Origin of the sequence: Nocardioides phosphati (genome assembly GCF_014646375.1) — a bacterium.
GTDB classification, from domain to species: Bacteria; Actinomycetota; Actinomycetes; order Propionibacteriales; family Nocardioidaceae; genus Nocardioides; species Nocardioides phosphati.
This window is the reverse complement of sequence record NZ_BMNI01000001.1, coordinates 289,293-301,244: the sequence shown is the minus strand read 5'-3', so window position 1 is coordinate 301,244 and position 11,952 is coordinate 289,293. Positions and strand designations below refer to the sequence as shown.

The following is an 11,952-nucleotide window of genomic DNA, read 5'->3' as shown; positions in this document are numbered from 1 at the left end:
CCCCCGTCGACTTCGGCTTGCTGAAGCAGATGCCTCAGACTGCGCGCTTCTTCAGCTTGCGGCGCTCCCGCTCGGAGAGACCACCCCAGATGCCGAAGCGCTCGTCGTTGCCGAGGGCGTACTCGAGGCAGTCGGACTGGACCTCGCAGGTGTGGCACACCTTCTTCGCCTCGCGGGTGGATCCGCCCTTCTCCGGGAAGAACGCCTCCGGATCGGTCTGCGCACACAGGGCACGCTCCTGCCAACCGATCTCCTCGACGTCGGAGTCGAGCAAGTACAGCTCACGCATGGGACTCCCCTTTGTGTCGACCCTGAAACTGCTGGCCGGGTGTGATCTTGGCCGATGTCGCGCCCAACTTCCCCGCTGTGAACGACACTACGGGAATTACATGCCTGTCATGCACGGGAAGTCAAGCCCGTCTCTGCTATAGGCACAACCAGTTGGAGTGCGCGACTATCGGGCAGGCTGTCCCCATGCAGAAGATCACCGTACTGGCGGCCGGTGCACGCGGAGCCCGATTCTCCAACGACCTCGTCGCCGGCCTCCGCACCGGGGCCGCGGACGCCCCCGGATCTGTGACGCTCGTCGCGAACACCGCCGCGGACGCCTGGCTCCACGGCCTCAAGGTCTCCCCCGACCTCGACCTGCTCATGCACACCCTCGGCGGCAGCCCCGCCGCCACGAGCACCGTGGCGGCCGGCCTCGCGGCGTACGGCGTGGAGCCGGCGTGGTTCGCGCCCGCCGACCACGAGGTCGCGACCCAGCTGGTGCGCACCCAGATGCTCGAGGCGGGCTACCCCCTCTCGCAGGTCACCGAGGCGCTCTGCCGCCGCTGGCTCACTCCCCTGTACGCCGACCGGGTGCGGCTGCTGCCCGTCACCGACGACCGCGTCGAGACCCATGTCGCGGTGGCCGACGCCGCGAGCCCGTCGGGCCAGCGCGCGCTGCACCTGCAGGAGTACCGCGCGCGGCACGAGGGCGAGCCGGTCGAGGCGGTCGCCGTCGTCGGCATCGATTCGGCCAGCCCCGCACCCGGTGTCCTCGACGCGATCACCGGAGCCGACGAGGTCGTCGTCGTGCCCGGTGACGCCTTCGGCGTGGCCGGACTGCTCGACGTGCCGGGCGTGACCGCGGCCCTCGCCGGCGTACGCGTCGTCGGGGTCGGCACACCGGACGAGCTGGCAGCCATCGAGGCGCGGGGCATCACCCTCGCAGCCACGCGACCGACCACTCCGTAGACTCCGCACGTCCGACCCCTGACACCGTCACCGACGAAAGGTCCCGAACAGCCGTGGCCACCTCCTCCTCCGACCGACGCGCCGCCGTCGACAAGATCCGCCGCGACGCTCAGAGGGCTGACCAGCGCCAGGGTCGGATCATCATCCTGCTGTCCGTGCTCGCCGCGCTGGTCATCATCGGCATCCCCGCGGTGCCGATCATCAAGGGCATGCTCGACACCAACAGCGTCGCCAAGCTGAACCTCTCGGCGATCGGCGCCAAGGCCTCGGTGTGCGGCTCGCGGATCCTCTCGCCGGGCACCGGCACCCAGCAGCACGTCGACCCGGGCACCCCGGTGGACTACTCCGCCGAGGCGTCGCCGCCGGCGTTCGGCCAGCACGAGGTCTACCCCGACCCGATCAAGCGGAAGATGTACACCGAGATCGACCGCCCCCGCGTGGCCCAGCTGGTCCACAACCTCGAGCACGGCTACACGATCGTCTGGTACGACTCCACCATCGCCGACGACTCGGCCGCGATGACCGACCTCAAGGGCATCGCCGACAAGTTCCAGGGCGAGGACGACTTCCGCAAGAAGCTCAAGATCGTCCCGTGGCTCAAGACCGACGGCAAGCCGTTCCCGAAGGGCCAGCACGTCGCCATCACGCACTGGGCGAAGGAGGCCGCCAAGGCCGACGCCGCCGCTGCGAAGAAGGCCAAGGTCACCGCCGACGCCGGCGTCTGGCAGTACTGCAGCGAGGTGTCCGGCCAGGCGCTGCAGGAGTTCATGACGGCGTACCCGTACCTCAACAGCCCGGAGCCGACTGCGGGCTGACGCCCCGGCCCGGACGCGCGGCACCCACGGAAGGGCGCGCTGACCTCAGACGAGGTCGGTGCGCCCTTCGTCCTTGAGCCCGTTGACGATCGCCTTCACGTCCTGGGCGTGGTCACGCGCAGCGACCAGGAGCGCGTCCGGGGTGTCGACGATGATGATGTCGTCGAGGCCCAGGACGGCGACGAAGCGGCCCGTGGCGGTGACGACGAGGCCCGAGGAGCTGCGGCTCTGCACGAGGCCCGCGTCGCCGAGCACGGTCAGCGCGCCCGACGCGTCGGGGTCGAGCAGGTCGCCGAGCGAGGCGAAGTCGCCGACGTCCTCCCAGTCGAAGGCGCCGGGCACGACCGCGATCCGCCCGGCCGACGCGGCCGGCTCGGCGACGGCGTGGTCGAGGGCGATCTTCGGCAGCGTCGGCCAGAGCCGGGCCATCGCCTCCGCTCCCCCGGCCGCGATGGCGCGGAGGTCGGCGGCGAAGCCGGGGTCGTTCTCGGCGAGCAGGTCGAGCAGGACCGTCGGGCGGACGACGAACATCCCGGCGTTCCACCGGTAGTCGCCGGACGCGACGTACTGCGCCGCGACCGGGGCCGAGGGCTTCTCGACGAACTCCTTGACGTGGAACGCCGGCAGGTCGGCCATCGCGTCGCCCACGTGGATGTAGCCGAAGCCCGTCGCGGCGTACGTCGGCTCGATGCCGAGCGTGACCAGCCAGCCGGCCTCGGCGGCCGTGATGGCGTTGCGGACACACGTGGCGAAGGCGTCGCCATCCGGGATGACGTGGTCGGCAGCGAAGGAGCCCATGACGGCGTCGGGGTCCTTGCGCTCGAGGAGGGCGGCAGCCAGGCCGATCGCCGCCATCGAGTCGCGCGGCGTGGGCTCGGCGAGGAGGTACTCCTCCGCGACGCCCGGCAGCTGCCGCGCGACCGCGGGCAGGTGGGCGGTGCCTGTGACGACGACGGTGCGGTCGTCGACGAGCGGGCCGAGCCGGTCGACGGTGGCCTGGAGCAGCGAGCGCCCCGAGCCGGTCAGGTCGTGGAGGAACTTCGGCGCGCCGGCGCGCGACAGCGGCCAGAGACGGGTGCCCGCGCCACCCGCGGGGATGACGGCCCAGAAGTGGTCAACCGAACTCATGCGCTGAAGGCTAGGCCATGCCCTGGGGCCACGCACCGGGAGCGTCGCTTGCCAACGTCCTTTCCCTAGGCTGGCCGCATGACCGCCTCCGCACCGACCACGTTCGCCGGCCTCCTCGGCCAGATCCTGCGCACCGAGCCCGGGCGCCCGCTCGTCACCTTCTACGACGACGCGACCGGCGAGCGCGTGGAGCTCAGCGGCACGACGTATGCCAACTGGGTGGCGAAGACGTCCTCGCTCCTGGTGGAGGAGCTCGACATCGAGCGCGGCAGCACCGTTCTCGTCGACCTGCCGATCCACTGGCTGACGCCCGTCGTCATGGGCGCGGTCTGGAACGTCGGGGCGGAGGTCACCAACGAGCGCACCGACGCCGACCTCGTCGTCTGTGGCCCGGACCCCTCCCGCCTGCGCACGTACGCCGAGGGGACGGCGCCGGTGCTCGCCTCGGCGCTGCTGCCGATGGGCGTCCGCTTCAAGGAGCCGCTGCCGGAGGGCGTCCACGACTTCGGCGTCGAGGTCTGGTCGCAGCCCGACGCGTTCGTGCCGTGGGACCCGGCCCAGGCAGGCGACGTGCTGCACGAGGGCCGCACCTGGGCCGAGCTCGCCGCGCCCGGGCCGTGGTCGGGCCAGCGCCTGCTCACCACGGTCAACCCGCTCACCGACCCTGCCGTCCTCCTGCAGCCGGTCACCAGCGGTGGATCGGTCGTGCTGTGGCGCAACGCCGACCCGGCGCGCCTCGAGGTCCTCCGCCACCAGGAGCGCGTGACGGCGGAGCACCTCGTGACGAAGGAGCCGTGACGGGCTCCTTCGTGGGTCGGGCTCCTTCGTGGGTCAGCCCAGCAGGTCGTAGCCCTCGTAGCCCGTGGCGAGGTAACGACGCGGCGCGAAGCCCGTCGACGTGCCCGCGAGCAGCCAGAGCCGGCCGTTCGACGTACGGCCCACGATGTCGCGGCGCCCGTCGCCGGTGACGTCGCCGGCGCCGAAGATGCCAGTCAGCCCGCTCAGGTCTGCGGAGAGCGCCTTCGGCGTGCCGGTGTTGCTCGGGAGCCAGCCCAGCGCGGTACTGGTGAGGACGCCGGTGTCGAGCGTCCCGCCGGTGTCCCAGCGGCCGAGGTCGACCAGGCCCGTGCCGGTCAGCGTCGGGTTGAGGACGGTGTACGTACCCAGGGCCGCGTTGCCGTGTCCGGGGAAGATGACCAGGCGGCCGGTCTTGTTGCCCGTGAGGTCGGGCTTGCCATCGCCGTTCACGTCGCCGGCCGCCGTCAGCATGCTGACGGTGTTGAAGTCGCGCGTGTCGATGACGACGCCGGGCTGCAGCGTGCCGGTGCCCGTGCCGCGGTAGAGGACGAGATAGCCGTTGGTCTGGCGAGTGATCACGTCGCCCTTGCCGTCGCCGTCCCAGTCGCCGACGTTGAGGACCTTGTTGGCGTTCTTGAAGCTCACGCCGGCCGGGACCGGAGGGGCGACGTTGAACCGCCCGTTGTGCGGCACCACGACGAGCGAGTCGCCGGAGAAGCCGACCGCGTCCGGCTGCGCGGAGCCGAGGACCGGCGCGACCGAGACCGCAGCGAGGCCGGCGAGACTGCCGTCTGCCGGGATCAGCTTGGTGAACGAGCCCACGCCGTTGCCCGGCGCGACCAGCACCGCACCTGCGCTGTCGCGGACCAGCAGGTCGCCGATCCCGTCGCCCGTGAGGTCGCCGTAGCCGGTGACGACCGGGAAGCTCCAGCCTCCCGGGATCACGGTGCCCGCACCGACGTGGCCGGCGCCGTCGCCGTTGTAGCGCGTGAGGCGGCCGCTCGCGTCGCGGACCAGCAGGTCCGCCTTGCCGTCGCCGGTGATGTCGCCGGTGGCGACCACCTTGGTGGCGGCACCGAAGCCGGTGGCGAGCAGCGACTTGGTGAACTCGCCCGCGCCGTTGCCGCGGAAGAGGACGAGGTTGCCGGTCGCTCGCTTGCGGCCGACGATGTCGCCCTTGCGGTCACCGTCGAAACGGCCCACGGGCGTGACCAGGTCGTAGCCGACGAAGGACTGCAGGCCCTTGATGCCGCGCGCGAAGGTGCCGTCACCGCGACCCGGGCGCACACCGGCGAGACCGGTGCTGGCGTAGCGGACCAGCATGTCCGAGATGCCGTCACCGTTGAGGTCGGGCGAGATCACCTTGACGTCGTACTTCGACCAGCCGGTGCCCTTGGTGACGGGCGCGGAGAAGCCGAGCAGGCCGCCGGTGGGCAGGACCACTGCGGCGCCGTCGGAGGCGCGACGCGCGACCAGGTCCGGGTACGCCGCACCCACGAGGTTCGGCACGCGCGGGGTGCCGGCCACGGGGGTCGGCGTCGTACCGGTGAGCTGGTAGTTGCGCGCAGCGGTGCGGATGCTCGGGATCTTCGCGTAGAGGTACTTGCCCGGGCAGGCCGTCTGGCCGGCGTCGCGGTGGCCGTTGATCGCCTGGAAGTACTTGGAGCCGACGTACTGGCTGGTGTCGTCGGCAGCGATGCCCTTGAGCGACAGCTTCCACGCGTACAGCCGGGCGTAGGCGTCGACGGTCGCGGCCGACGGCTGGACCTCCTCGTAGTTGCCGATCGCCGAGGCGGCGAACGAGTAGGAGTTGTAGCCCTGGGTGGCCGCCGGGACGACGTCCTTGTCCACGCCGCCGTAGCGGCCCTCCCAGATCCGGCCGAACCGGTCGACCAGGAAGTTGTAGCCGATGTCGTTCCAGCCCTTGGTCTTCACGTGGTACGCGTAGATGCTCCGGATGATGCCCGGGACCTGGTCGGCCGTGTAGTTGTTGGCGTTGACCGTGTGGTGGATGAAGCCCGCCGCGATGTGGCCGTAGAGCGGGGCCGCACGGCGCCACGACTCATCAGCACCCCACTGGGCGCGGGAGTAGATCGTCGGGCGCGCGACCGTGGTCGTCGTCGCTGCCTGCAGCGCGACGGCGCCCTGGTCCGTCGAGAGGGTCGCGGAGGAGCTGCCCTCCGACGGCGAGCCGGACGGCGACCCGGCGATCGCGGGCGCGTCCTGCTTCGTGCCGGAGCTCTCACCGGGGGCCACGACGGCCATCTGCAGGTCAGCGGGGTCCACGCCCGGAGCCGTCACCACCCGGGTCTGCACCTTGTCGACCGCACCGACGATGAGCGGGTCCGTGCCGGGGCGTGCGTGGAGCGCGTCCGGGCTGCCCGCGTCGGGGCCCTCCGCGTCCTCGTAGTGCACCGTGCTCCAGCCCGACCAGGAGCCGTTGTCGAACGTGCGCGCCTGGACGGCGATGTCGGACTCGTCGATCTGCGTCCCCGGCTTCCAGGTGACGCCCACCGTGCCGAACCCGTCGACCTTCTGCGGGGCGGTCTCCACGACCTTGCCCCCACGAGGTACGTCGACGTCGGCCGGCGCCGTGGCCTTCTCGTCGACCGGCGTGGACCTGATCGTCGGGTCCACCGGAGCCTTCTCCACCGCCGCCGTCGGCGCCGTCGAGGGTGTGGGCGCCGGGGCCTTCGTCGGCCGGGGCGCGGACCCGCCGTACTGCGCGACGTCACCGGGCTGCCCGACGACGTCGAGGGAGATGACGTCGGCGGCGGGGCCGAGCACCGCGAACGCGGTGCCGACGATCAGCGCCTGCTGGCAGACGGTGACGAAACGGGTCTTGGTGAGGCGCATGTGGGGGACTCTCCAGTGCGGGGAAGTGTCACAGGAGCCCCCAGTTTCACAACAGTCACAGGGGTTACGGAAGAGTTCGTGAGTAACTACAAACCTGTAATTTCCAGTCGACACGCCGGTCGATCACGGAAATGTCAAATCTTCCGCCCTGCTCCCCCGCCGGGAAATGCAGCAGCTCCCCACCGTCACGGACGATGGGGAGCAGCAGGCAGGGCGTGTCAGATGTCGGCGCCGAGGTCGTCGTCACCGTCGCTGTCGCCGAGCTCGTCGGAGTCGTCGCTGTCGTACTGGACGTAGCGGATGCCGTCCTCGACCTCGCCGTCGAAGCCGAGGCGGCCCTTCTCGAGGACCACGACGCGGTTGCAGGCCCGGCGCACCGAGCCCACCGAGTGGCTGACGTAGAAGAGCGTGCGGCCCTCGTCGCGGATCTCCTGGATCTTGTCCATGCACTTCTTGCGGAAGGGCTTGTCGCCCACGGCCAGGACCTCGTCGGCCAGGAAGATGTCGGAGTCGACGTGGATCGCGATCGCGAAGCCGAGGCGGGCGTTCATGCCGGAGCTGTAGAAGCCGACCTCTGTGTCGATCTGCTTGCCGATGTCGGCGAAGTCGATGATGGAGTCGAGCTTCCGCTTCGTCTCCGCCTCGCTCATGCCGAAGACCGCAGCGTTGAGGAAGATGTTCTCGCGGCCGGAGAGCTGCGGGTGGAAGCCCGCTCCGGTCGCGATCAGGCCGGCGATGCGGCCACGGGTGCGGATCGTGCCGCCGTCGGGCCGCATGACGCCCTGCACGAGCTTGAGCAGCGTGCTCTTGCCCGAGCCGTTGAGGCCCATCAGGCCGATGGCCTCGCCCTGCTTCACCTCGAAGCTGACGTCGTCGAGCGCCAGGAACTTGTCGCGGACCTTGTTGCCCTTCGCCGCCGCCACCGCCATCTGCTTCATGGTGCGGTGGTAGTTGAGCGTGAACTGCTTCGACACGTGGTCGATCTGGATGGCGGTCGTCATGCGGGGTCCCCGGCGAAGTAGGAGCGAAGCGAGCAGTTCGTTGGGGTGCGCATCACACACGCTCCGGGACACGGCGGGAGAGCCCACTGAAGACGAACTGGCCGATCACCAGGATGACGATGCCGATGCCGAGGGCGACCAGGCCGTGGAGCGCCAGGTGGTCCGGGAAGTGCTCGCGGGCGATCACCGACTCGTCCGCCGTGGTGTCGAGCCAGAAGGCACGGTGGAAGAGGAGCACCACGTCGGCGATCGGGTTGAGCAGGTAGTACTCGACGTACTCCGGGATCGACCGCGTGATCCGGGTGTAGGGGTACATCATCGGCACGGCGAAGCGGACGAGGTTGGTGAGGATGCCGACCACCTGACCGGTGTCGCGCCACAGCACGTTGGCGACGCTGAACATCAGCGCGAAGCCGGTGCCGACCGTGACCATGATCAGCGTCGCGAGGAGGAAGCAGCCCACACCGACGAGGTCCGGGCGCCAGCCCTTCATCAGGCAGACAGCGATCAGGATCAGCAGGCCCGGCCCGGCGTTGAAGAGCGAGACGAGCACCGAGGAGACCGGGAACATCTCCAGCGGCAGCGCCATCTTCTTCACGAACGCCTTGTTGCGCATGATCGAGCGCGTGCCGGCGTTGAAGGTCTCGGTGAAGAAGTGCACGGCGATCAGGCCGCAGAAGACGTAGATCGCGAAGTTCTCGGTGCGCCCGGCCATGCCCATGACCCGGCCCATGATGAACCAGTAGATGAAGAGCTGGGTCAGCGGGTTGAAGTAGCTCCAGAGCAGGCCGAGGAAGGAGCCGGAGTAGCGCGCGGTGAGCTCGCGCAGCACGAGCAGGCGCAGGAGGTACTGCTTCTTGCCGACCGCGAGCAGGCCGGACTCCCCCGCCGGGTCGACGAGCGGCAGGCTCGCGTAGTCGGGGTTCACGAGCTCTCCTCGATGCCGAAGGTGCGCGCCCATGCTTCCTGCGAGGTGATCTCGTGGAGCTGCGCCCGGTAGGCCTGGGCCAGCTCGGGCCACTCGCGACGGAACCGCTCGTGCAGCGCGATCGTGCGCTTCATCTGGTCGCGGAAGAGCTCGGGGTCACGGCGGTAGAGGGCCGCCGAGGTGCCGTCGTTCATCGACACGATCGCGGAGTCGTACTTCGCCAGCTGGTACCACTTCGCGTCGAGCGCGGGGATCTCCGCCTCCGGGTACTCACGCGACAGGTCGCGCGGCGGACGGAGCTGGCGCAGCGGCGCCTTCGCCGCCGAGAGCAGCTGCGACTTGCGGCTGGGCACCTCGGAGATGCTCTTGCCCTTGGAGAGCTTCGCGCGCTTCACCGGCGGGAGCTCGTCGCGGTCGGGCACGAGGACGGCGTCGGAGAACTGCTTGCGCAGCGCGTTGACCTCCGCCAGGCGCGTGGGCAGCATCTCGTGGAGGTGCTGGGGGCCCTGCAGGATGTCCTCCATCGCCTGGAGCCGCAGCTCCGCGGTGGAGTACTGCATCGCGACGATGTGCGCGATCTGGTTGTTGAGGCTCTCGCGCAGCAGCCGCCCACCCCGCTTGAACGGGGAGTGGAGCAGCGCCGCGATGAGGCGGTTGCGGTGGTGGAAGTACGACTGCCAGTCGAGCGCGTCGTTCTTGTCCGTCCACGGCACGTGCCAGACCGCCGCACCCGGCAGGGTCACCGTCGGGTAGCCGGCAGCGCGGGCGCGCAGGCCGTACTCGGAGTCGTCCCACTTGATGAAGACCGGCAGGGAGAGGCCGATCTCCTCGATGACCACACGCGGGATCAGGCAGGAGAACCAGCCCGTGAAGTCGACGTCCCAGCGCTTGTGCAGCCACCGGGCGGAGCGGATGTTGCGCGTCGAGAAGTCCCACTGCATGTAGGCGTCCGGCGGCGTCATCCAGAGGAAGCGCCACGGCTGGACGATCTCGCCGAAGCTGTGCAGCCGCGAGCGCGAGTAGATGTTGAACATCATGCCGCCGACGATCGTGGGGCGCCGGGCGAGGTCGCCGAACGTCACCTGGCGGATGATGCCCTCGGGCTCGCAGATGACGTCGTCGTCCATCATCAGGGCGTACGTCGCGGTGCCCTTGCGCACCGACTCCAGCTGGCCGCGGGCATAACCGCCCGAGCCACCCAGGTTGCCCTGCTGGATGATCCGGAGCTTGTCGCCGAGCGCCTTCTCCGCAGCCGGGTACTCCGCGTCGTCGACGACCAGCTTCGTCCCCTGCTCCATCACGAAGACGGTGTCGAGGTAGCCGGTCAGGTCGGGGTCGCCGAGCTGCTGGAGGAGCTTGGCGCACCAGTCCGGGCGGTTCATCGTCGTGATCGCCATGTCGACGGTGCCGTGCGCGGCACGGTCCTCGGGCACCTCCGCGGTCCACTGCGCCGAGACGGTGACGGGCGCGTCGGCGGCGATCACGTCGTACCAGAGCCAGCCACCGTCGACGAACGAGTTGAGCGGCAGGTCGAACGTGAAGGACTCCGCGCCGTCGCCCTCGACGACCGCGCTGTCGACGCGCTGGCTGTTGCCGTTGGCGAGCGACTTGTAGACGACGACGTGTCCGTCGCGACCCTCGAGCGTGACCTCGAGGCGGACCTGCTCGACGATCGTGTAGCGGCGCCAGTACGACGCGGGGAAGCCGTTGAACATCGAGCCGAACGACACGCTCTGCCCCGGCAGCACCTTGAACGTCGTGCGGTCGACGAGCTGCTCGACCGCGACGCGGCGGCCGGTGCCGGTCGCCTGGCGGATCTGTGCGGCGTTGAGCGCCTTCGCGCCGGAGTTGCCGCCGACGACATACTTGTCCTCGTCGAGGCGGGCGTCCTCGAGGTCGACGTAGAGCGACATGACCTCGAGGTCACGGTCCAGCGGCATGACCTGCCGCATCAGCAGCCGGCGGCTCATGCGTCGACACCGCCACTCTTGAGCTCGGCGCCGTCGGCGAAGTGCGGCTTGATCTTGTTCTCGTACATCGACAGCGCCGAGGCGATCGCCATGTGCATGTCGAGGTACTTGTAGGTGCCGAGGCGGCCGCCGAAGAGGACCATCGGCTCCTTCTCCGCGAGGTCGCGGTACTTCAGCAGCTTCTCGCGGTCCTCGGCGGTGTTGATCGGGTAGTAGGGCTCGTCGCCCTCCTCCGCGAAGCGCGAGAACTCCCGGACGACGATCGTCCGCCCCTTCTTGTACGACGCAGCGCGCTCGGGGTGGAGGTGCTTGAACTCGAGCTCACGCGTGAACGGCACCTCGGGGTCGTTGGCGTTGACCACGCCGGTGCCCTGGTAGTCGTCGACGTCGAGCGTCTCCTGCTTCAGGTCGACCGTGCGCCAGGAGAGGCGGCCCTCGCAGTTGTCGAAGTACTCGTCGACGGGACCGGTGTAGACGACCGGGACCTTGCCCTTGAACTCCTCGGCGACGCCGTCGGCCAGGAAGTCGGTGTCGAGGCGGACCTCGATGTTGGGGTGGTCGGCCATCCGCGCCAGCCAGGCCGTGTAGCCGTCGGTCGGGAGGCCTTCGTACTTGTCGTTGAAGTAGCGGTTGTCGAAGGTGTAGCGGACCGGGAGGCGCGTGATGATGTCGGCGCTCAGCTCCGTCGGGTCCGTCTGCCACTGCTTCGCGGTGTAGCCCTTGATGAACGCCTCGTAGAGCGGGCGGCCGATCAGGGAGATCGCCTTCTCCTCGAGGTTCTTCGCGTCCTTGGTGTCGATCTCGGAGGACTGCTCCGCGATCAGCGCACGCGCCTCGTCGGGGGTGTGGCTCTTGCCGAAGAACTGGTTGATCAGCGCGAGGTTCATCGGCAGGGAGTAGACCTGCCCCTTGTACTTGCCGAAGACCCGGTGCTGGTAGTTGGTGAACGTCGTGAACCGGTTGACGTACTCCCAGACCTTCTCGTTGGAGGTGTGGAAGAGGTGCGTGCCGTACTTGTGCACCTCGATGCCGGTCTCCTCGTCGAACTCCGAGTAGGCGTTGCCACCCAGGTGGGAGCGCCGCTCGAGGATGAGCACCTTGAGGTCGAGCTCGGCGGCGCACCGCTCCGCGAGCGTCAGTCCGAAGAAGCCGGAGCCGACAACGACGAGATCAGGCTGGGTCACGATTCTCCTGGGGTTCGTCGGCGCAGGCGCACG

Annotated in this window: 10 protein-coding genes; 3 read left to right on the top strand and 7 right to left on the bottom strand. The window is 69.5% G+C overall.

Annotation, left to right across the window (positions count from 1 at the left end):
- Positions 1–34: 34 nt before the first annotated feature.
- On the bottom strand, positions 35–289 hold the full coding sequence (locus IEX47_RS01450) for a WhiB family transcriptional regulator (RefSeq protein WP_107698990.1): 255 nt from the start codon (positions 287–289) through the stop codon (positions 35–37).
- 185 nt (positions 290–474) lie between these two features.
- Here IEX47_RS01450 and IEX47_RS01445 point away from each other — a divergent pair, with 185 nt between their 5' ends.
- On the top strand, positions 475–1,239 hold the full coding sequence (locus IEX47_RS01445) for a 2-phospho-L-lactate transferase CofD family protein (RefSeq protein WP_188782163.1): 765 nt from the start codon (positions 475–477) through the stop codon (positions 1,237–1,239).
- Positions 1,240–1,292: 53 nt separating this feature from the next.
- The gene (locus IEX47_RS01440) at positions 1,293–2,054 is read left to right on the top strand and encodes a DUF3105 domain-containing protein (RefSeq protein WP_188782161.1); all 762 of its coding nucleotides are present in this window, start codon (positions 1,293–1,295) and stop codon (positions 2,052–2,054) included.
- Positions 2,055–2,099: 45 nt separating this feature from the next.
- Here IEX47_RS01440 and IEX47_RS01435 read toward each other — a convergent pair whose 3' ends face one another.
- Positions 2,100–3,182, bottom strand: a complete 1,083-nt coding sequence (locus IEX47_RS01435) for a mannose-1-phosphate guanylyltransferase (protein WP_188782160.1) — start codon at positions 3,180–3,182, stop codon at positions 2,100–2,102.
- 78 nt (positions 3,183–3,260) lie between these two features.
- Here IEX47_RS01435 and IEX47_RS01430 point away from each other — a divergent pair, with 78 nt between their 5' ends.
- Positions 3,261–3,980, top strand: a complete 720-nt coding sequence (locus IEX47_RS01430; protein ID WP_188782158.1) for a TIGR03089 family protein — start codon at positions 3,261–3,263, stop codon at positions 3,978–3,980.
- A 33-nt stretch (positions 3,981–4,013) separates the two neighbouring features.
- Here IEX47_RS01430 and IEX47_RS01425 read toward each other — a convergent pair whose 3' ends face one another.
- From IEX47_RS01425 to glf, 5 genes are all read right to left on the bottom strand, one after another.
- Entirely contained in the window at positions 4,014–6,836 is a 2,823-nt protein-coding gene (locus IEX47_RS01425; RefSeq protein ID WP_188782156.1) for an FG-GAP-like repeat-containing protein, read from the bottom strand.
- Positions 6,837–7,054: 218 nt separating this feature from the next.
- On the bottom strand, positions 7,055–7,837 hold the full coding sequence (locus IEX47_RS01420; protein ID WP_188782153.1) for an ABC transporter ATP-binding protein: 783 nt from the start codon (positions 7,835–7,837) through the stop codon (positions 7,055–7,057).
- A gap of 52 nt (positions 7,838–7,889) precedes the next feature.
- The gene (locus IEX47_RS01415; protein ID WP_229662531.1) at positions 7,890–8,765 is read right to left on the bottom strand and encodes an ABC transporter permease; all 876 of its coding nucleotides are present in this window, start codon (positions 8,763–8,765) and stop codon (positions 7,890–7,892) included.
- On the bottom strand, positions 8,762–10,735 hold the full coding sequence (locus tag IEX47_RS01410) for a glycosyltransferase (RefSeq protein WP_188782150.1): 1,974 nt from the start codon (positions 10,733–10,735) through the stop codon (positions 8,762–8,764). Before IEX47_RS01410 ends, IEX47_RS01415 begins: the two co-directional genes overlap by 4 nt.
- Positions 10,732–11,919, bottom strand: a complete 1,188-nt coding sequence (gene glf / locus IEX47_RS01405) for a UDP-galactopyranose mutase (protein ID WP_229662530.1) — start codon at positions 11,917–11,919, stop codon at positions 10,732–10,734. The genes IEX47_RS01410 and glf overlap by 4 nt, the downstream gene beginning before the upstream one ends.
- Between the last annotated feature and the right edge of the window lie 33 nt (positions 11,920–11,952).